The organism is Ktedonobacter sp. SOSP1-85 (genome assembly GCF_016587415.1).
In the GTDB taxonomy this organism is placed as follows: domain Bacteria; phylum Chloroflexota; class Ktedonobacteria; order Ktedonobacterales; family Ktedonobacteraceae; genus Ktedonobacter.
The window spans coordinates 1,962,765-1,984,609 of the sequence record NZ_BNJI01000002.1; the positions used below are offsets into that span (position 1 = coordinate 1,962,765).

At 53.9% G+C, this 21,845-nt stretch carries 13 protein-coding genes and 1 pseudogene; 8 read left to right on the forward strand and 6 right to left on the reverse strand.

Translation table 11 applies throughout. The annotated features are described in order from the left end of the window. The first annotated feature begins 231 nt into the window (after nt 1-231). Complete coding sequence (locus tag KTE_RS36860; protein WP_201390625.1) at nt 232-1,023, forward strand: hypothetical protein; 792 nt, start codon at nt 232-234, stop codon at nt 1,021-1,023. Nucleotides 1,024-1,269: 246 nt separating this feature from the next. On the opposite strand, the gene KTE_RS36865 is transcribed toward KTE_RS36860, so the two are convergent. Further along, the gene (locus KTE_RS36865; protein WP_201390627.1) at nt 1,270-3,162 is read right to left on the reverse strand and encodes a hypothetical protein; all 1,893 of its coding nucleotides are present in this window, start codon (nt 3,160-3,162) and stop codon (nt 1,270-1,272) included. 466 nt (nt 3,163-3,628) lie between these two features. Here KTE_RS36865 and KTE_RS36870 point away from each other — a divergent pair, with 466 nt between their 5' ends. The 3 genes from KTE_RS36870 to fxsT all read left to right on the forward strand — a co-directional run bounded on the left by KTE_RS36870 (nt 3,629) and on the right by fxsT (nt 8,724). Beyond that, nucleotides 3,629-4,345 carry a helix-turn-helix domain-containing protein gene (locus KTE_RS36870; RefSeq protein ID WP_201390629.1) on the forward strand — a complete coding sequence of 239 codons (717 nt, stop codon included), beginning with the start codon at nt 3,629-3,631 and terminating at the stop codon, nt 4,343-4,345. A 239-nt stretch (nt 4,346-4,584) separates the two neighbouring features. Further along, the gene (locus KTE_RS36875) at nt 4,585-5,166 is read left to right on the forward strand and encodes a dihydrofolate reductase family protein (RefSeq protein WP_201390631.1); all 582 of its coding nucleotides are present in this window, start codon (nt 4,585-4,587) and stop codon (nt 5,164-5,166) included. Between the two features lie 1,140 nt (nt 5,167-6,306). Continuing rightward, nucleotides 6,307-8,724: an FxSxx-COOH system tetratricopeptide repeat protein gene (fxsT, locus tag KTE_RS36880; protein ID WP_201390633.1), complete on the forward strand. Its 2,418-nt coding sequence runs from the start codon at nt 6,307-6,309 to the stop codon at nt 8,722-8,724. A 23-nt stretch (nt 8,725-8,747) separates the two neighbouring features. Here fxsT and KTE_RS36885 read toward each other — a convergent pair whose 3' ends face one another. From KTE_RS36885 to KTE_RS36900, 4 genes are read right to left on the reverse strand one after another with little or no spacing between them, the layout of a single operon-like run. Then, nucleotides 8,748-9,668 (reverse strand): hypothetical protein, encoded by a 921-nt coding sequence (locus tag KTE_RS36885; RefSeq protein WP_201390635.1) that lies wholly within the window; start codon nt 9,666-9,668, stop codon nt 8,748-8,750. Further along, on the reverse strand, nt 9,661-11,307 hold the full coding sequence (locus tag KTE_RS36890; protein WP_201390637.1) for a serine/threonine-protein kinase: 1,647 nt from the start codon (nt 11,305-11,307) through the stop codon (nt 9,661-9,663). Before KTE_RS36890 ends, KTE_RS36885 begins: the two co-directional genes overlap by 8 nt. A gap of 35 nt (nt 11,308-11,342) precedes the next feature. Next, nucleotides 11,343-12,929 carry a serine/threonine-protein kinase gene (locus KTE_RS36895; protein WP_201390640.1) on the reverse strand — a complete coding sequence of 529 codons (1,587 nt, stop codon included), beginning with the start codon at nt 12,927-12,929 and terminating at the stop codon, nt 11,343-11,345. Next, nucleotides 12,926-14,638 carry a serine/threonine-protein kinase gene (locus KTE_RS36900; protein WP_201390642.1) on the reverse strand — a complete coding sequence of 571 codons (1,713 nt, stop codon included), beginning with the start codon at nt 14,636-14,638 and terminating at the stop codon, nt 12,926-12,928. Before KTE_RS36900 ends, KTE_RS36895 begins: the two co-directional genes overlap by 4 nt. A gap of 1,070 nt (nt 14,639-15,708) precedes the next feature. On the opposite strand from KTE_RS36900, the gene KTE_RS36905 reads away from it, so the two are divergent. From KTE_RS36905 to KTE_RS36910, 3 genes and pseudogenes are all read left to right on the forward strand, one after another. Next, nucleotides 15,709-16,215 (forward strand): nitroreductase family protein, encoded by a 507-nt coding sequence (locus tag KTE_RS36905; protein ID WP_201390644.1) that lies wholly within the window; start codon nt 15,709-15,711, stop codon nt 16,213-16,215. A gap of 98 nt (nt 16,216-16,313) precedes the next feature. Beyond that, nucleotides 16,314-16,794, forward strand: a pseudogene (locus tag KTE_RS48240) (hypothetical protein); the annotation flags it as partial. 531 nt (nt 16,795-17,325) lie between these two features. Continuing rightward, the gene (locus KTE_RS36910) at nt 17,326-20,247 is read left to right on the forward strand and encodes a PAS domain S-box protein (RefSeq protein WP_201390646.1); all 2,922 of its coding nucleotides are present in this window, start codon (nt 17,326-17,328) and stop codon (nt 20,245-20,247) included. 56 nt (nt 20,248-20,303) lie between these two features. Here KTE_RS36910 and KTE_RS36915 read toward each other — a convergent pair whose 3' ends face one another. Further along, the gene (locus KTE_RS36915; RefSeq protein WP_201390648.1) at nt 20,304-20,522 is read right to left on the reverse strand and encodes a hypothetical protein; all 219 of its coding nucleotides are present in this window, start codon (nt 20,520-20,522) and stop codon (nt 20,304-20,306) included. Nucleotides 20,523-20,629: 107 nt separating this feature from the next. On the opposite strand from KTE_RS36915, the gene KTE_RS36920 reads away from it, so the two are divergent. Continuing rightward, on the forward strand, nt 20,630-21,538 hold the full coding sequence (locus KTE_RS36920; protein WP_201390650.1) for an IS982 family transposase: 909 nt from the start codon (nt 20,630-20,632) through the stop codon (nt 21,536-21,538). The last annotated feature ends 307 nt before the right edge of the window (nt 21,539-21,845 follow it).

The following is a 21,845-nucleotide window of genomic DNA, read 5'->3' on the forward strand; positions in this document are numbered from 1 at the left end:
CCGCTCTATTGACTTCCAGCTATAATTGGCTCAGGAACGGTATAGGTAAGCAACGAAGTACGCTTACCTGGCTCTATCACTTATTCCCGTGCTCACTCAAACCTAAACACGTAAGGAAAAAGTGGATCATTCGGGCGTGCGAAGTCTCTATCCAGGGTCGGTAATCGGATCAAAGGAAGGGGATTACGTTTTGCCGTTTGTCCTAAGCGTTCGGTAGTTTTGAGGTATGCAATGAATCGCTTGCGTACTCCTTTCTTATTCTGTGCTATTGTCTTGATTTGTATCGTCGTACTCATTGAAATGGGTACAGCCCTCCCGGGCGTGCTTCGCAGCAACCCGATTCCAATCACAGCCTTCCAACTGCCTCCACAGCTCTCTGCAGCTACTGCCGGACTCAACCGTGACCAGCAAAATATGGTGGCACAGCTTAGCAGTCAGGGGCATCCACCGGGTCTTGGTCTCCCCGATCTGGCCCTCCTTGACAGTATCATGCTTTTCACCGTTATCCTTATGGGTGTTGCCTTATTCATTCCAGAGCGCTTGCATGGCAGAGTACAGGGAATTGCCACCCTCATCTTCTCACTCCTACTCATGGGTTTCGCTCTCCGCCAGATCTTCATTGCCCTTAGCCTGCTTATGCTGATGATCTCGCTGCTCATATCCATACCTTTCGGCACGCTTATCTACCTCATTGTGTACGGATCCTTTAATCGGGCAGGTGCATATGTGGTATTGAGCGTCATCATGTTACTCAAGTTTGGTTTCTCCGGTAGCCTGTTCTTCGCTCAGCAGCGCTTCCTTGAAAGCAAAGGACTTCTTCTGCTTCTTCTTACCTCTCTTCTTGGCACTGTTCTCGTTAGCCTTCTTCTTGGTATCGTTCCGGCATTCCTCGTCAGTATTACTGACGCGATCGCCGCTCTATGCATTGGTATCATTACCATCATCTGGGGCATCACTTTGCTCATCGGCTCCATCACGTCCATTATTAAAACTGTTCGGCTTAATCGTGTACTCACTGCTTGATTCAGGCATGTTTCAAGAGCAGAAATTGGATCGTACAAACTGCCAGGTGGAGTCGATGTTGAAGTCCCACGGCACACAGGCTTGTGCCTTTCTGCTCGCTCTCGTTGCACCTGCGCTTTTTGTGGACGCTCGACCTCGCGTTGCAGCGGGTATGCAGCCACCAGCGCCCACCCTTGCGCCCCCAAATGATCACAGATGGGGATAGCTCAAGCAGCTATCCCCATTTGTGAGTGCCCATTGATCTCGCTAGCTTAGTACAACATCATCGTAGTACGTGTACGTCGCGTCGCCAGCATAGTTATCGTCGTGACTGATCAACTTCAGAGTATAGGAGTGGCCAGCCGTCACCGTAGCTGACACCTGGACCCAGGTCCCGTTGGTGTTACAGGTCTTGGCCAGGACGGTCGAGGTCGTACCACTCGTGTTGTCCTTCAGTGTCGCCGTTGCCCAGTCATAGGTCAGCGTATCTGGACAATACACGCGATACCAGAAGGTCAGATGCGTATTCCCACTGGGTACCGTGAAGGTCTGGCTGATGCTGCTGTCGCCATTGGTCGGCGAGGTTGAGCCCACCCGAGCTGAATAACTGCCCGAATGCACTGTGGTGCTGACCGAGGTAGTCCCAGCGGAGGTCCAGCCGGAGAGGCTCCCCGTCTCGAAGCCTCCGTTGGTAATGCCACCACCGCTCGTTGATGTGACAGTCACCGTCACGGATGTGCTGTGGGTGGCACTGCCTTCGGTGCCAGTCACGCTAACGGTATAGGTTCCCGTCGCGACCGACGAGCCAACCGAGACGGTCAGGGTTGAGGAGCTACCCGCCGTGACCGAAGTGGGCGAGAGCGAGGCTGTTGGGCCGGAAGGCGAGACGCTCGCCGAGAGGCTAACGGTTCCCGCCGAGCCACTGGTTACCGCAGTGCTGATCGTAGAGGTGCCGCTGCCACCGGGAGCAATAGACAGGCTGGTGGGACTGGCGCTGATCGAGAAATCATTCGTTGTGGTTCCTCCACCAACGATGGGGTGGGATATATCGCACCTGTTGGTGTCATTCGACCAGGTCGATTGCATGGTGTAGGTGCCGTTGCCCATCGTGACATTAGCAGAGGCACCCTGGCCGGAGGAAATCCAGGCGCACTCATCCGCGTTCTCTTGCCCACTACTACTGCTCGTCCAACCGCCAGCGGGATTCTGGTCGGTAATGGTTTCGGAGTATTCGTGGCCTTCGACCATGGTGAAGCCATCGAGAGTGCCCGCTGAGCCAGAGTTAACGAAATTCTGGCCGCAACTGCTGCCAGCGTCTAGAACATATGGCATGTTGGTGAAGGCGATATCACCGTAGGGCGAGCTGGCCGCGCCGCCAGAAAGCGTCGTGTCACCATTATAGTCGTGCCACGCGCAGAATCCTCCGGTCCTCCAGCCGTCGGGGTTGGTTCCGGTCGCCGAGAGGATCACGTACTGTGCATATCGGTTGCTTGCCGCCGTCGTGTTGCTGAAGTGTCCGGCGGCCTTGATTGCCTCGTTGGCTAACTGATTTCCGCTCGCCGTACTTGGCTCGGCACCGGAGTTATCGTACCAGACACCAGAGAAAGCACCACCAGTCGGGTAGCCAACATGTGCGGTACTCGATGAACAACTGGTAGCACCTGCCGTGACGCCGGAACCGTCACAATACTGGGTCATCACGCCTGACCACAGTTCGTTGCCAGTGCCCAGGCCCTTGAACATATTCTGTAAGCGTGGCGCGGCACCAGCGGAGTCGTTGGAAAATGTCAGGTTGCCACTGCTGTCAGTGCTCTGAGTTCCCCACTGGGTGCCCCAGAAGACCAGATAGACTTTCTCTTTGCCGCTGGTCACACCAATGCCGTCGATGCCACCACCATAGGACAGTGTGTTAGCGGACGCTGCTGGAGTTGAGCTTGAATGCGCCTGCTGATAGGCTTTGATCTTAACCTGTTGACTGGTCGTAGGGACTGCGCCATGTCGGTAGCTGTGCTGGTACGCAGGCGAGTAGGGATTCGTGTCCGGGGAAGAAGCGGTGTTCTCTTGGGAAGCTGGCGCCGCAAATACGGTCAGGGGGGTTAAGGCTGCCAGAATGAGAACAAACATGGAGACTGCAAACGCTCGGATAGCTCGTTTCTGCACGGAAAACTCCTTTTTTGTGTGAAAAGAAACGATCCTCTAATGGCGAACAGGAGATTGTCATGGGAGGATGGCTGGCACTCATTGTCACCGTTCATGCGAACGTGACGGACTCCTCCCAGCAAAATGGCCCATTTTTGTACGAATCCTTGTACTCTCCCTACATTGTCGCCATTATTACTCTTAAGTATAGCTATCCCTTCTTCACCGGCACTTCTTTAGAAATTGCATACTGTTCGGGACGATTTTGTTAAATGTACAAAAAATGTATCTCATTGAGAGCAAAATCAGTACTTTTTTATCGGTTCTTTCGTGTTTCTCTGGATTTTTTTATGGTAGAATGCGAAAAAAACTCGCGGGATGCTAATTTTCACTTCTATTGAGCTTGAAAATTACATAAGAAATTACATAAGAAGAATCAACATTGCAAAGATTGTGCCAAACGAATGCAGACATCGGAGACAAAAGCATGATTTTCTTTGATGCGCAGAGACCCTCGGACTCGTCTTTTGTCGAACGGATCTGGTGCACCCATAGCGAGGGCTCTCACCCGTTTCTCTCTATTGCCGTGAGCCGCCTTGAGCTTGTCGTGAGTAAACTCCAGGGCAAGATCACCCTGACAGTGCGGGGACCCGAGACCAAAGCCACCCCGGTTGGAGACTGTCCTGCCGAGGGGGAGTGGTTTGGCATCTTGTTGAAGCCGGGCGTGTTTCTGCCTCATCTGCCTGCAAGATCGCTGGTGGATGCCTCGGTGAACCTGGAAGCCTCTTCCAACACCACCTTCTGGCTGGGTGGCTCGGCCTGGCAAATTCCTACCTATGAGAATGCCGATACCTTTGTTGACAGGCTGGTGCATGAGGGGCTGCTGGTTCGTGATCCCATCATCGAGGCTGCCCTACAGGGACACCTCAACGACCTGACCCTGCGCTCGGTCCAAAATCGGTTCTTGCAGTCTATCGGGATCACCCAGAGCGCTGTCCGACAAATCGAACGAGCCCGCTCTGCCACCTTCCTCTTACAGCAAGGCGTCTCAATTCTCGACACCATTGTGCAGGCTGGCTATTACGATCAGCCACATCTCACCAGGTCGCTGAGGCACTTCATTGGACAAACTCCCGCTCAATTGCTTCATCACAGCCGACCTGAGCAGCTTTCGTTTTTGTACAAGACAACTCCTTTTCCTTGAGGCATACTATCCCTGTCCAGGGAATCTCACAAGAATCACGACCAGGAGCATCCTTAGATCGCAGGATGTTCCTCCTCCCATCGCCCCCGAACAGGGAGGCAAGGGGGTCACCAGAGTTAGCCAGCAGGAGGTCTTTCCTCCTGCTGGCCAGGTAGAGGAGGAGGCTCGTGTGCGTCGAGAGTCCTCTGGGAAACATCCCTTTCGATAGAGTATCGGAAAGGAACAATATGGAGGGAATCATGCGAAAGATCGTTGTCTCAGAGTTTGTGTCGTTGGACAATGTCATACAAGCACCTGGTGGCGCAGAAGAAGATACCGAGGGCGGCTTCACTCACGGTGGGTGGACAGGGCCGTTCTGGCACGATGACATTGGCGCGCACTTCTTTGAGGAAATGAGCCAAACTGGCGCGCTGCTTCTGGGGCGCAAAACCTGGCAGATCCACGGAGGGGCATTTGAACCCATGCCAGCCGGGGACCCCTTTGGCGATCTCATGAACAGCATGCCGAAGTACGTTGTTTCCACAACCCTAACAACGGCCTCGGCCTGGCGCAACTCAACCTTGATTAGCAGCAATGTTGTCGAGGAAGTGCGCACCTTGAAAGCACAGCCCGGCAAGAACATCGCCATCGATGGCAGCAGCGTGCTGGTTCATACCTTGGCCGAGCACGATCTGATTGATGAATATAGCCTGCATGTTTACCCGGTTGTGCTCGGTAGTGGCAAGAAACTTTTTCCTGAGGCTCTGCGCGTTTATCTGCGCCTGATCGAAGCCAGATCACTGCCATCAGGCGTTGTATTCATGCGCTACTCGCGCGCCTGATGGGCCGCTGGCGACGCAATGGTACAAGGAGGAATCTCAGCAGTGAAAGCACTCCCATGACGATATGGGCTTTAGCCCGCCGCAAGCCACGCCGTTTCAACGGCAGTGGTGAGGCGTTTGTGGCTTTAGCCTTGCGCTTGACGAACAAAGGTTCTCCTGTTAGAATAAGCACATGCAGCAACGAAGGCACGACCCCGGTACGGCTTTAGGAAGTGTTGCGAGCACGAAGAACATGCAGAAGAAAAGCCTCCCACTGCTGGCAACAGCAGTTCTTGAAAGAAAAAGGTGTTCACTCTCTCCAAGCTGTCAAAAGCTTCGCAGGGCTACACAACGGCAAAGCAAGGCATGAGAGCTTGAACGGGCAGGGCACCGCCCTTCAAGATATCTGATGTGTAGATCAGAGCTTGAGCGTATTCCTCTCCCACTACGGGATTGAACGAGTTGTAGCCACGCTACATCGACTCACAGCACCGACTACGAAGGAGTGCACGAAGAAGCTGTACGGTTTCAACCGTTGGCGGAGTGTCACCAGCAAACTGAAGCGATAACAAATCGTATTGATTGAGTTTTGATCAGAATGGCCGATCTCTTTTGCAGGGGGATTGAAAATGGGCAAATGACGAAAATAACGACAAAGCACCTGGATCAGGTTGATTGCAGGTGCTTCGTCGTGCAAGACAAACGAAAAAAAGTCAAGGCCGCTTCTAGCGCTCTCTCAGCGTAGAAGCGGCAATTTGATTACGATAAGCAACTGCAACTTCTTATGATCGTGTTCTACATGCTCCCTTTGAGGCATTAGAAAATCGCTCATTGTAATTGATTTTCGCCTGTATCCTGAAGAGATGTTCCTGTTCCAGCCAAAGAAACCTTCGGTTGTCACTTTATCTTCCTTATGCACCCTTAATATGTTCCATTGTCTCTCTTGCTTAGCGGAGAAAACATAGGAAAAAATGTCGGGATCCCAACATGTAGCATCTCAAGTGTATGAGGAAAGGGCAGCTTTGACCAGGACAGGAGGAGGACACTTCTGGACATTTTGCCCCAATAACTTTACGTGCCGATTTCCTTTGTTTATACTGTAGTAGTAGCATTTAATGTTGTCAGCCCATGCTGCCTATATAGAAGGATGAACACGTATCCATGCACTTCGGGAAACGGTTACGTCAGGAGCGATTGCGCCTTCACTTATCGCAAGAAGCTCTGGCAGAGGCTCTGGCTATCTCCGCCAGAAGTATCCGCCGTTGGGAGCAAGGACAGGCGCTTCCTCAAGCGTCGGTCCGGCTCCAACTCAGCCGCTTTTTTGGGCTACGTCCTGAAGAGCTGTTTGAAGATCAGGAAACCCAGACGCCTCACACGCCTCTCTGGTGTGTTCCCTATCCACGCAATCCCTTTTTCACCGGTCGAGAAGAGATTCTCACAACTCTCCACACGGCCCTCTCCATCAATCAGGAGGCGGCATTTACCTATGTGTATGCACTCCACGGGCTGGGAGGTGTCGGCAAGACGCAGATTGCCCTGGAGTTTGCCTTTCGGTTCGCCCAGAAGTACCACGCGGTCTTCTGGATTGGGACAGAGACCGCCGAGAGCCTCGCCTTGAGCCTGCTACGTATCGCCGAGACGCTCCAATTGCCGGAACGGGGTGACAGGGATCAGCAACGCGTTATCACGGCGGTCCGCGACTGGCTCATGACGCATCATCAGTGGCTGCTCATCTGTGATAACGTGGAAGACCTGGGCGTATTGGATCGTTTCCTTCCATCGAGACGGCAGGGGGCAGTACTGCTCACGACACGCCTTCAGGCGTTGGGGACACATGCGCGAGGCATCCCCCTCTTGCCCATGAAGCACAGGGAAGGGATGTTATTCCTGTTGCGTCGTGCCAGAGTGTTAGAGGCGGAAGCGACTGGCGAACCCATGCATCAGCTTTCCGTGCAACAGCCGTCCCACTACGCGGCAGCGGCGGAACTGGTCACGGCGACAGGAGGATTGCCCCTGGCGCTCGATCAGGCTGGGGCTTACCTGGAAGAAACGCAGTGTGGCCTGCCTGCCTACCTGGATCTCTTCCGTACCCGGCGTGCTGCCCTGCTCCAGCAGCGAGGAGAGGGTGCACAGAATCACCCACTGCCAGTGTCCACAACGTTTGCTCTTGCTGTCGCCGCGACAGCCGAACGCCACCCGGCGGTGCGGGACTTTTTGCGGGTCTGTGCGCTGCTGCAGCCAGATGCGATCCCTGAAGAACTCTTTCGCCAGGGGGGCGAGCATCTTGGCGCAACGTTGGAGGCGGTGTTTCGCGACATGCTAGACTGGAACCGCGTAGTTGCCCTCGCGTGTTCCTATTCCTTGCTGTCTCGTCAGCCAGAAGCACAAACCTTCTCGATCCATCGACTGATGCAGGCAGTGCTCCTGGATGCCATGACGGAGACAGAACGAAAAGAGTGGGCCTCGCGAGTCGTTGAAGCGCTCGACGCAGTGTTTCCGGAAGTACAGCCCACGACGGAGTTTGCTCCCTGGAAGAAGCAGTGTGATCGACTGGTGCCACACGTGCTGCTCTGTTTACACCGAATTGGAGACGCTGAAGGCTCCCTCGCCCTGGCATCCTTAGCCTACAAAGTAGGTCAGTATCTGCGAGAGGGGGGACAGTATGCAGAAGCCGAGCCGTTCTATCAGCGTGCAGTACACATCCGGGAGCAGCTTCTGGGATCGGACCATCCCGAAGTCGCTCGGGCGCTCAATAATCTGGCCCTTATCTACTGGAAGAAGGGCCAGTATACGGAGGCTGAGCCGCTCTTTCAACGCGCATTGTATATCTGGAGACAAGCGCTGGGACCGAGCCATCCTTTTATCGCCGTCGCTCTCAATAATCTGGCAATCCTTAATGCGGAACAGGGCAAATATGCGGAGGCTGAGCCGCTCTTTCAGCGCGCATTGCACCTCAGCGAGCAGAGCCAGGGACCTGAGCATCCCGATGTAGCCCGGGCGCTCCATAATCTGGCTGAACTTTATACGGGACAGGGCAAATATGCAGAGGCTGAATTGCTCCTACAACGCGGATTAAGCATCAGTAGACAGGCACTGGGACCTGACGATCCCCTGGTGGCTCACGCACTCTATAACCTGGCTGAACTCTCTCAAGAGCAGGGCAGGTATGCAGAGGCTGAATCACTCTATCAGCAAGCATTAAGGATCAATGAGCAGAACCAGGGGGCTGAAAGTCCCGATGTGGCCCTGGCGCTTAATGGCCTGGCGAACCTTTCCCGTGAACAGGGCAGGTACGCAGAAGCGAAAGCTCTCTATCAGCAGGTGCTCTCCATCCGAGAGCAGCAGCTTGGGCAACAGCATCCAGAGACGGCGCAAACGTTGTATGATATGGCTATCTTCTCGCAGAAACAGGGCGATCTGGGCAAGGCGCTCTCCTTTGCTGAGCGTGCCCTGAAGATCCGCTCGTTGTCCCTGGGAGATGCTCACCCAAAAACGGTCGCTACCCGGGAACTCTACGCTCAACTTGTGCAGGAACAGGGAGGAGCAGAGCAAGACCCGCCCTCCCCAGAAACGAGCTAAATGGACATCTGACATATACACGATTATTTCAGACGCATGTCAAGCAGTGGCCGGCCCGTTCGCGCCGCGATCAGTGAGAGGAGATTGGCAAACTCTTGCTCATACTGGTCTCGCGGGAGCTCTGATACGTAGAGCGGGTACATGCGCTTTGCCATGTATGGCTGCTGCCAGCGAATACTCTTCTCGCCATCGCCGATCTCATAGGTCCAGTCGTTTGGGTCTGGCGATGATTTATGTTGCTTGACAAGCGCGAAGTAGCGAACGTCGCCCCATGGGATAATCACTTCCTCGCCAGGATACCAGGCTGCCAGGCCATCCTCCGTCGCCTCAAGCTCTGGACAAAGCCAGCGACGCATCCTCAAGTTGACAAAGACCCCCAGGGCGGTCCAGGCTACCCACAAGATGATTGCGAGCACGACATACCTGAGCCAGGCATCCAATGCTATCGCTGTGGCTGCGTTGCCATAGTTGTTCAGGAAGGTGGCCCAGGTGGAGTAAAGCGACCAGAGTAACAGCAGGATGCCCCCAAAACATAGGAGAATGAGAATGAAGTTCAGGATGATTGGTGCCAGATTGAGACGGATGCCCAGCCATATCGGCGTTGACGGCAGCGCATTCTGGTTCTGAGGCGCGGGCTGAAATTGCGTGCGTTCCTGCCACTCTCCACTGAGGATCTGTCGGCGGCGTGAGACGCTTTGATGATACGAGCGTTGAGCCTGAACAATACTAAGAATCAGGAGTATGGGGACGACAATGACAATGAAGGCGAATTCTATCTGCCCTCGCTCAGGGAGAATTTGCAGATTGAAACTCACCATCAGCAGCAAGAGGAGGATGCTCACGCCGAAAAAAAAGACTTGCACGACAGACCATAGGACACTCAAGCTCTTCCATCGCTGAGATGGATCAAATTGCATAGCCATAGCCGATGATATACTATTCATTTTCTATCATTCTTACCTTTCTAAAGTTGTCTAACTGCGCCAATCCGACCTCGATCCCGGCAACCAGTGGTGCCAGAAAGAGGCCGCCGCCAAGACAGTGCGCGCAGTCTATGGCAGACATAACCAGGGCCCCAAGTGGTCCATACATAAACATCCAGCCGCCCTCCCCTATACGCAATGAGGGAGAGAGAAAAGGTCCCCCTACAATCTCCAAGAGGAACATCATCCACGAGGAGGAGAGAAGAAAGGCCAGACTTAGAATGCCCCAGCTTGCCAGGAAGCTGTGTTGCCGACGATATTGACGATATTCCAATAAAACACCGCTTAAACAGGCACATAATAGCGTGGTACTTGTAAACACCAGGATGGGTCCCAACGCCTGGGGATACAAGATGTAGAGCAGCAAACCCGTGAGAAACATGGCACAGCATCCCCGCCACCAGCCAAGCATGGCACCAGCCAGTAGCATCCAGATGCCAATGAACACCCACAAGAGAAAAATAAACAACACGGTACTTAAACCCTCGGGAGAGAGAGCTCCACCCTGTGTAACCACACCTGAAGATGAGGGCGGTCTCAATATATAGGCCAGCAAGATGAGCAGCACAAGGCTCACGATATATCCTGGGATGACCAGTATGTCACGCCAGCGTGGTGCACCGCGAAAGAGCGGGAAATGCTTTATGTCGCCCTCAACGAGAGGCTGAGAAGGTATATACGCGGGCGATTGTTCACTTTCGTTCGTATCTTCTTCATCGGTCTCTCTCAGCACCATCGCGGTCTGCTCCGCCGAAGATGGCTCATCCCCTTTCCCTTCGCTGATCCTTCTCGCGGCCCGTTCCTGCTGATCGACCGCGTCCTGAAACGCTTTCGCAAATGCCTGGAGCGAGGGGAAACGCTGCTCTGGCTCCTTCTCCAGCGCTCTTAGCACAACATTCTCAATGGCTGATGAGAGCCCTGTCTGCTGACGAAGAGAAGGTACGGGCGCTGAATAATGCTGGGAGAGTATTTCCGCGAAGGTACCTTGAAAGGGGACGTGTCCACACAGCCACTCATAGACGATAATGCCAAGCGCATATTGGTCGCTGGCGGCTACGGCTTGCTGGTACATCTGCTCAGGGGCCGCGTAGGTTGGTGTACCGACAATTCCACCGGCCATACTCCGACTCTGCGAGGCAATACTAAAGTCAGTCAGAAGAATTTCACCATGCGCTCCTATCAGAAGGTTTTTGGGTTTGACATTCCGATGGATAATCTTTTGTTTATGCGCATATTGCAACGCTGACGCTATCTGCTGAACATAGTCATTCACCTGGGGAAGAGGTACGCGGCTGCCAGAGGGGTGACGCATTTGGAGCGAGCCTCCTGAAGCATAGGACATGACCAGGAAGGGCATTCCCTCATCAAGATCAAAATTGAGTATGCGCAAGATATGGGGATGCTCCAGGTGAGCCAGGATATAAGCCTCTTGCTTAAAAAGCTCTCCGTGCTCTTCTTGCAATTCCCGCGTATGCAATACTTTGATTACGGCCTGAGTGCCCAGGTGTATATGTTCAGCCAGGTACACCCGGGCAAGTTTGCTCTCACCCAGTGGTTTGAGCAGGCGATAGTTACCAAGATGTTCTTTATAGTTGACCATTCTTCCTTCTCTCCAGGCAAGCAGACTCTCAGCAACTATTGTGTCCGCTGATCATGGATGTCGTTTCGGTGCTTTACTTGTGGCAATGACAGGCGACGCGATGATGGCATACAAATAGACACTATCCACTCCAGGCTCGCGGCCAGCAGCGATGCTACAATTGGTAGAATTGTTAGTGATGTTGGATGAGATATTGAGATACTGATAAACGGACAATAAAGCGGCTGTTGAAAAATGAATGAATTGAGCGAGATTGAAGCGACCATACTTACAAGGGTAAGCAGCAATGATGACAGAAACTGATACGCTCTCTTGCGCTCCTGCCAGGCCCCTGCTCCGGCGGTTATGACGATCTGCGCCAGCGTCGTACCTAGAGCGGTGAAGAGGGGAATGCGCCCCTGTAACAGCAGTGGCGTCAAAACGAGGCTATAGACGAGCATGACTACCAGTGGCGCGCGCCTGCTTCCCAATACCGGGCCGATAAGCAGAAGCCAGGCGAGAAGACAGAGTGAGGGCAACTCATTCTCGTTCAGGTATGAGTAGAGAGCACCATTTCCAATCAACGTTGGGAGCAGAAGCAACAGTGGGAAGACGCAGGCCACCAGGGTTACGAGAACGCCACCACGCCCGTATGCCTCTCGCTGGAGAGGGAAAATAGTGGTGCGCTCTGGCTTCTCTTCACCAGGTGAGAGATAGCGTGCGCCGGTCAAGGCGGCGACGTTCACGTCGGAGACAGTAGTTTCCAGGTGAACGATTTGCTGATCCTGTTGGTACTGATCAGGCCCAGCAACAAAGGCGGAGTCAGGTAAGGCGCTCGCTTTTCGGAGGGCCTGCGCAAACTCCCTTACTGAAGCAAAACGTTCTATGGGCTCCTTCGCCAACGCTTGGTGTATGACACGCTCCACCTCTTGTGGTATGGCAAGAGAGAGAGGAAACGATGGTGGGGGAACTGAAAGATGTTGCAGCATCATCTGCATTGATGATCCCTGAAATGGTCGTTCCCCGCAGAGCCATTCATAGGCCATGACAGCCAGTGCATATTGGTCGCTTGCAGGCTCTGGTCGCCTCTGCACTTGTTCAGGGGCCATATAAGCTGCTGTGCCTGCTACATGATGTCCTTCGGATGAGAGATCCTGAACCATGATCGCAATGCCAAAATCACTCAAGAGCAATTGCCCGTGACTCCCAAAGAGAATGTTCTCTGGCTTCACATCGCGGTGCACAACGTGATGCCGATGCGCCCACTGGAGCGCATCGGCAACCTGGCTTACATACTCGACAACCCGTGGCAAGGGTAAGCAACTTCCTCTGGGGACGCGTTGTCGCAGCGTTCCCCCTGATGCATAGTTCATTACCAGGTAAGGGGTTTGCTCCACAATCCCAAAGTCAAGCACACGTACGATATGGGGATGCTCAAGCTGAGCAATCAAACGTGCTTCCTGACGAAAGCTCTCAAGCTTGTCCTCGCCATCCAGGCGGTTATGCAGTAACTTGATAGCAACCAGCATATCGAGGTGCTCCTGCCTGGCAAGGTATACATCTGCAAAACCTCCTCTTCCTATTCGTTGCAATAAACGAAAGGCATGTAGGTCTGGCAGGTCTTTCAGATTGTCGTCTATCATGAGTCGTGCCTCTGACGACGCCTGAGCACGATAGCCTGGATAATGGCTTCCAGGCCTACCATCAATGGTGGCACGATGATCAACGAGATCCAGGGAGTCTGGCCAATAACTCCGAGGCTCGGGGTTTGCTGTAAATTTCCTAGCAGTGGCGTAGCGAGGGCATAAGCAATATTAGTCCAGAGAATCATACCCAGGACCGCCAGGGTATAGATTCCCCAGGAAATGAACAGGTTGCGCTTCTTGCGCCGCTCATACACTTTTCCTACCACAAAGGCAAAGGCCATCGATCCCAGGAGCGTGATCGCCACGAGAATGAGTACCTGTGCTGGAGAGGGTATCTTCAGGTAAAATTTGATTGTGCCAGGTGCAAGATTTGTGGGATCCGAGGCGCTCTGGTTTGCGGGATTGATTAGAAGAAACACGGTCAGTAACCCAAGTGTGGAACCAGTGTAATAGATCAGATTGATAATAGCCCCACGCCATGCTCCAAACACCGGGCCGGTCATGTAGCTTGTCAAGAAGGAGAGTATAGCTGTGATGACCTCAAAGCCAATCATCGCTCCCGCATACTCTGCTAACAGGTTTGAGAAGACCGCTGGATCCTGAGCATTCACATTGGTAACAAAGTCATTTAAGCCAGTATAGAGTCTCAGGCAGACCAGGCCTTGCAGGAGCAAGGCAATTGCACAGTACACGCCTACTATCCGCAGATCCTGGCTCTGGAAAGGGCCACGCACGACTGGCAAGACCATGGGTTTTTCCGAGGTTGCCGTACCTGCCTCGAACTGGTGAGACTGTGATGCTGGATCGTATCCCGAGCCTGTATGGGTCGCTCCAAATCCGATTTGTCCCTGGCTGCTCGAAACAAGCGCGACAGGGGCCACCGCCTGGATCTCCTTGCCATCGGCAGCATCTTGCAAGGCAGCGACAAAACTCAGCATAGAGGGGAAGCGTGCCGCTGGATCTTTGCTGAGTGCTCGCGAGAGCACCGTGTTTATCCCAGGTGGCAGGCCGGGTGAGGCATCAAGCGGAGGTGGGGGAGCGCTCTCCTGTTGCTTTATCACCTCCATAAATGATCCCTGGAAAGGCAAATGACCACTCAGCAACTCGTAAGCAACAACTGCCAGGGAATATTGGTCACTTGCTGGTTCAGGGCGCCCCTGGCGTTGTTCAGGTGCCAGATACGCAACCATATCTACCAGGTCGCTTTGCTCTTGAAATTGCGTTGTCATCGTGAGCGATGTCAATTCCGGTGGACGAAGCAGGACAGTATTGTTTGTGTCAATCCATATCTGTTCAGGGCGAATATCGTGGTGGACCAAACCATGCTCATGCATGTACTGGAGGGCACTGGCAACCTGGCTTACAACATCGAGCACAGTGGCAAGCTCAACCTTGCTCTCCAGGGGATATCGTTGACGCAATGTTTCTCCGGCCATAGTAGCCACGACCAGGTATGGAATGTGCTCCTTCTCTCCATAGTCATAAATCGATAGCAGATGAGGATGCTTCAAGCGTATCAGGGGCTCTATCTCTGCCCGAAAACGCTCGCGGGCATCTTCATTCTCGATAGTGCTGTGAAACAAATGTATGGCGACAGGTGTTCCTTGATTACGAAGCTGCGCAAGGTAGATTTCGCTCGTAGCGCGTTGTTCTAGAAGACGCATAAGGTGATACTGGTCGATCTGTTGATCAACATGGCCTGCCATAACGCTCTATCTATCCCTTCTATCGTAGAGCAAGGCATTCGCCGTCATTCTCTTCTGCTTCTGACAGCAGCCACTTCCACTCTGGAAGGGATTGCCTTCACCTGGCATGCCGTCAAATAGTATTTGCCAAAACCGCCTGAACATCGGCTAGCGTGCGCTCAGGCAAATGAACGGCATGGAGATGGTTGACGAAAGCCCTCTGCTTCTTCGCTGGCGAGGAAACGCCGGTTTCTGTATTAGAAGTGTACGAGGAAAAGGAAGTTCCTACCAGGACAGGAGCGGGACACTTTCAGGCCACTTTGCATCAAGAGTTCTACATACTCATTATCTTTATTTTTATCATCTAATACATTTATGTTAACTAAAGACATTGGTAGCGAGAGGAACTAGCCCCTGCTGAAGCCGAAGGGGCCAGAGGCATCACCAGAGTTAGCCAGCAGGAGATCTTTCCTCCTGCTGGCCAGGTAGAGGAGGAGGCTCGTGTGCGTCGAGAGCCCTCTGGGAAACATCCCTTTCGATTGAAATTGAACGCATCCTCTTTAATGAGCGCTCTGTCAGGAAAGAGGTTCACGAGGTTCTGGCTGTTCTGACTCACCTTTTTCCAGTCGATCATACCTGGATACGGGGTTCTGATTGACCCTGATGGTATTTTCCTATGGCCTTTACAGAGCTGCAAGCTCAACATTCTTCCCAGACGCGTGGCGAGACCAATCAACTGCGCGCACTATAGTGCACCAATATCGCTCATCGTTTCATACACACAGAATCCTGGCGCAGCGTTCACTCCTCCTGCTCTCCCGCCAGCATATTCCCCCGGTTCGGGACCATCTGTGCGCTCTGCTTGAGAAGAGGCAAATGGGCTTAAGCCGTGGGGTCTTTCAGCAGCGTCAAATATCGCTTTCCAGGCTATTGAGCGATCGTACCGCAGCTAACACGGCGGTAGAATCTGTCCTCTGCTTGCCACAGTTCCTTCCCTGACGAACGGCATATTTGGGCGTCACTATGTGTTATTGGACAGTAGTAAATGAATCCCATCATTGCCTTACTGGGGCGAGAAAGAGAGAAAACTGATGGACGTATTTGAGGCTGTTCGCACTGTGCTTGCCGTGCGACAATACCAGGAGAAGCCCGTTCCTGAGGATGCGGTTCGGCAAATTGTTGAAGCGGGACACCTGACTGCCAGTAGTATGAATGGGCAGCCCTGGCACTTTATTGTGATTGAGGACCGGGAGACAATGGGTCAACTTGCCACCCTCGCACGTTCTGGCCCCTATATCGCTCAGGCACCTCTCGCGATTGTGGTAGGGATGGAACAGAGCCCATTTGCCGTCTCCGATGCCAGCCGAGCTATTCAATCCATGATCCTGACTGCGTGGGCGCGGGGCATTGGATCGAACTGGGTTGGCTTCAACAACCTGCAAGATGTGCGGCCTCTCCTGGGCATCCCCGAGAACATCGAGATCCTGGCGATTGTCCCCTTCGGCTATCCTGCGACCTCACTTGGGAAAGGACTGAAGAAGCGCAAAACGTTGAGCGAGGTTGTTCATCGCGGCCGCTGGAACCAGCCTTTCGAATAGAGACGGCGTCATATTGGCGAGCGGTCTATGGTTGCACCAGGCGGTGGAAAAACTGACCCCACTGGGTTGCTATGGTGGTACCGTTCGCCTGGTTTTCCCTCACCGAAGAGCCTCCAGAAGGCTTTCGAGAGGTGGCGATCAGTCGCGATGGCAGAGGTAACTACTACGCCTCTTTCAGCTACCGATAGCCCGAGGAAGCCAAACGCGACGGTGATGTAGTGGCTTTCGATCTGGGCATCAAGACGCTGGCAACTGGGGTCACGGAAGGGGGCCGAACCTATCACATCGGTGGGTTCAAAGGCTCGCGTTGGTACAACAACCAGTTGGATCGGCTTCGCTCGAAACGCAGCAAGTGCAAGTGCGGAAAAGAACGTATCGGCGCGCGGAATGTGGACTCGTCATGGATCGAGATGAGAACAGTGCTCACAACATCTTGATGAGGTTCCTTGCCCGGCGAGGGCTATATACTCAGGCTCGTCCTGAGTGCGATGTGCTGCATGTGACCCAAAGCGGCGTAGAAGTCATGGGGCTTCCTTTGAGGGCCAGGTGCAGCAATTGCATCTATTCGAGGGCGTATAAGCACATTTGAGTAGATTTAGAAAGGCAGCGCAGCCCAATTCATGATCCTTTCAACGTCATAGAAAGAGTTCCCGCTAGGGCGGGTTGCCTGGCGTATACTGTCACCATGGGTGTCCTTGAGGTTTTACTCTCGACCTCACCTCCCTCTGAAAGAAATTTGACGTACGCCGAAACGGCGCACCATGGTAGCGTTGTAGTGACGGATAGTGACGCGAGACGTTGTACACCCTCACAAATGTTATCTTTGTGGGACTTTTCAGGAAATGTCCGGTGCCTGTTCCAACCAGCATCAGCACTGTTTCCTCACGTTTCGAGGATGCTCTGCTGCTTGAGCGTTCCGCGAGGCTGCTTGAGCGTCTCTCGCTATTACTCATGCCTCGTATTCCTTCGAGGCCTGGTACTGGAGTCCAGTCCAGCTTGCTTGTTTCTCACAGATATCACATCATTTCACTAGACGTGCTTTCGGTTTGAGCAGGAATGCGTCTTCGTTCTCAGGGATGGGGGGTACGTGAAAAGGAGAGGTACCACCGTATGTCCAATACCAAGCAAACCAAGCGTCTCACTCCTGGGTCGCGTGAGACGCTCCTCACCATTCTTGAGACCCTTCCTGATGCCTTCTTTGTCGTCGATGACGCTGAGACCATAATGTATGCCAATGCGAGCGCGCAGGCCATCACCGGAGCACCACCCGAGGAATGCCTTGGGAACAGGTTCTGGCACTACGCTCCCCAACTGGTGAGCCCCTCACTCTATCAGGCTATGCGCAGGACCAGGCAAACCAAAGAACCGAACGAAGTGGAGTATTGGTCTCCTATGACCCGGAACTGGCTGCACGCGCAACTCACTCCGACCGTTGGGGGACTCACGTTGCAATTCCACCAGATGAGAGCACCAGCACCACGCCAGGAGACGTTTCCCCAGTGCGAGCGCCTCTGTATCAATGACCTGGATGGCTTGCATACCAGGATCGGGATTCTGACGCCCGAGGGAATCGTGTTGGATATCAATGCGGTCCCGTTAGATGACGCGCAGGTTCGACGCGAGGAGGTGATTGGCAAACCGCTGGCCGAGACCCCCTGGTGGTCCTTTGCTCCTGCCAGTCAAGAGCGGCTCCGCGCAGCCATCGCGCGAGCCAGCAGGGGAGAAACGGTGCGTTTCGAGGCCCTGGTTCGCCCCAGGGAAGGGATGCTCCTTTCCTTTGAGAGCGTGATCACCCCCCACCTGGATGCGAATCACCACGTCGAGTACCTCGTCATCGCCGGCATCGACATCACCGCGCGCAAGCGAGCCGAAAGAGACATCCATGCCCTCATCGATGCCATTCCCCAGTTGGTCTGGACGGGGCGACCGGACGGGTACGTCGACTCGTATAATCAACGCTGGCGCGATTATACGGGCCTGAGCACCGAAGAGGCCCAGGGGGAGGGATGGATGCAGTGTACGCATCCGCAGGACCGGCAACGCGTCCTGGAGACATGGCAGCGCGCCGTCCAGAACGGCGAGCCCTATGAAACGGAACAGCGCCTGCGCCATGGCGCGACCGGGGAGTATCGCTGGTTCCTGATGCAAGCCACACCCTACACCGATGCGCAGGGTACGATCCTCAAATATGTTGGTACCTGCACCGATATACATGACAAAAAGCGGGCCGAAGCAGAACTGCGTTCCCTGGTCGATGCCATCCCCCAATTTGTCTGGATCATGCGCCCCGATGGTTCTGCTGAATACGCGAACCCACGCTGGTGCGATTATACCGACATGACCTCTCAACAATACCAGGGGGACGGCTGGCTCCAGGCCATCCACCCCGATGACCGGCAACGCGTCCTGGCGGGGTGGCAGAGCGCCGTCCAGGCAGGCAGGCCCTATGAAGCGGAACAGCGCCTGCGCAATGGTACCACCGGAGACTATCGTTGGTTTCTTGCCAGAGGAGCACCGTTCAAAGATGCGCAGGGCACGATCCTGAAATATTTTGGCACTACCACTGACATCGATGAGCAGAAACAGGCTGAACAGAGAATCAAAGCCAGTGAGGAGAACTGGCGGGTGCTGGCCGAAACAGTGCCGCAGATGGTGTGGACGACGCGCCCAAATGGCCAGCACGAGTATATAAACCAGCGCTGGTGTGACTACATGGGGGTTACGGTTGAGCACATGCAAAGCGACCGATGGGCTCCTCTCTCGTTCATCCATCCCGATGATCGGGAAGGCACCCGAGCGCTCTGGCAGCATGCCCTGGAGACGGGAGACATGTATGAGCACGAAGAGCGTTTCAGAAATAGCCAGACCGGAGCCTATCGCTGGTTCTTAGCCCGCGCCATGCCGGTACGCAATGACACCGGTCAGATCGTCAAGTGGTTTGGGACTATCACTGACATCGACGATCAGAAACGGACGGAGGAAGCCTTACGCCAGAGCCAGGAACGCGCGAGCGTCCTGATGAACTCCAGCATTATCGGGATCAATATCATCGAAGGGGAGCAGATTGTGGACGCCAACGACACCTTTCTGCGCATGACCGGCTATACCCACGAAGACCTGCGTGAAGGGCGCATGAACTGGTTGCACATGACGCCCCCAGACTACCTGGCTCGTACCCAGCAGGCCCATCAGGAACTTGCTACTCAGCAGTCTACGACGTATGAGAAAGAGTACGTGTGTAAAGATGGCAGTCGCCTTCCGGTGCTCGTGTGCGGGGTCGTCTTCCAGCATCACCCACGCCAGGCGATCGCCTTTGTACTGGATAATTCTGCCCGCAAGGAATTGGAGCAGCGCAAAGATGACTTTATCAGCGTGGCCAGTCATGAGCTCAGGAACCCACTTGCAGCCTTAAAGATGCAGATCCAGCTGGTGCAAAAACGACTGGAAAGGCAATCCCATCACGAGGCTGCCACAGCGCTTACCAGGGTAGAGGGGCCTGTCAAGCAACTGGAACGCCTGATTGAAGAGTTACTGGATGTCTCCAAGATCCAGGCAGGCAGGCTGGAGTACGTCCGGGAGACGGTCGATCTTGATGCGATGCTCCATGAGGTGGCAGAAACGATGCAGCAGCTCAGTACGACACATGCCATTGTGGTGCATGGTGCGGCACCGCGCTCACTCGTCGGAGACAAAGACCGGCTCGGACAGGTCTTCACCAATCTGATCAGCAATGCCATCAAGTATTCTCCCGGTGCAGAGACAGTCGAGATGGACCTGAGTACCTCCGAAGAGACGGTCACGGTCCGTGTCTGCGATCATGGCCTGGGCATCCCACGAGAGCAGCGCGACAAAATCTTTGAACGGTTCTATCGGGCCTCTGGTCCCAGGCAGAAAGCGATCCCTGGTTTGGGCATGGGACTCTACATTGTGGCAGAGATCGTCAAGCGTCATGAGGGAACCATCACCGTGGACAGCACCGTCGGGAAAGGATCGACCTTTACGGTGACCCTTCCCAAGAAGAGGGATGCCTGAGCAGGGAAAGAACACGATGCGCGTCATCTCAAAAAGTATGCGGAAAGCATCGGTCGTTAAAGGGTCTTCTCCTCTAATTCTGCTAATTCCGCTCGTACATCGGTTACGAAGTATTCTAGAGTAGATCGCATTGTGAGGAGATGCATGAGCGCCTGTTGCAGGCAACGCATATAGGATTCTTCGTCTGGTTGGGTACCTGCCTGTTTGAGTGCAGCTTCTATGGTGTTTAGCTCACGTTGCAAAAAGTCGTGTTTTTTCTGGCATCGCTCAAACATAATAATCCCCCTTTTCATATACGCTTTGTGCTAGTGGATGACAAAAAAGGAGAACGGAAGTACGCTTCTGTTTGTAAAGCCAATCAACAAACAAGGAGCGTACAGCAATGCTTGACAAAGCGACCGTTCTCACCACACTTTTTATCATAGTTGACGACCTAATGAAAGGGTCTGCCGTGATCCAAGACGCCTTAGAGCGACCAGGACCCGCCCCCCAGCTTTCAGATAGCGAGGTGGTCACCATCGCCTTGTATCAGGAGCTCATTGGAGAGCCGAGAGAAGATCACTTCTTTCGCTTGCACCACGAGCATTTGCGGCCCTTCTTTCCTGGACTCAATGAACGCAGCCGCTACAACCGCCGCAAGCGATCGCTGTGGGCCGTGATCTTGACCATACGAGCAGGCTTGTGCCTGGTGCAAGAGGCCCAGCAGATGGAGGAGACCGCCGCCATTGACTCGGCTCCTGTCCCCTGTATCAGCTACAAACGCAGTAAGAAGGCAAGCGATTTTGCCGGTCATGCCGACTATGGAGTCTGTAGCAGCAAGGCGATGAAGTACTTTGGATGCAAGCTCCATAGCCTTGTTGGTCTCTCAGGCGTTATTCTTGGCTTCTTGCTGACTCCAGCCAGTCACTATGACAATCAGCCCGTAGTGGAGTTGCTCGATTCGGTGGCTCATCACCTCAAGCGGCTGATTGGTGATGGGGCTTACAATGATCAAGCACTCCAAAGTACCCTTGAGCACACTCGCTCGTTGCTCTTGTTCGCTCCCGTCAAAGCAAATCAGCCTGCCAAGCGCTCTGCGACGGCTCAAAAGGCACTCAATCGCTTGCGCTTGATCTGCGAAACGGTCAATGCCCAATTGCAAGAGCAGTTTCACCTCTCCAAGCATTATGCCAAGAGCGTCTGGGGACTGTTCACGCGCATTGCGGTCAAAGTCACTGCTCATAGCGCTGGCATGATGCTCAACACGCTCTTGGGTCGATCTCCTCTCAAGTTAGCTGATCTGGCCGTCTAAACTACTAGCACAAAGCGTATATATACAGTATATGCCAATTATACATCTGCATACGTAGCTCAGAGGTAGGTGGTAAATGACATCCGAAGTGAGCAGGTTTTGCCCTCCGACATTAGCACTTGCCCTCCCATATGAGCACTGGCACAAAACTACTTGGGCAAACCGCTCCCCATCAGGTATACTGTTTCTCAAACGTGTAAATGGCGTACCTCATCGAGAGATCGGCAGGGATGCTCATGGCCGCACACAGGTATTCAGACCTGAATCACCTCTACCATTTGCGTGCGCGAAAGGATTGATATGCTTC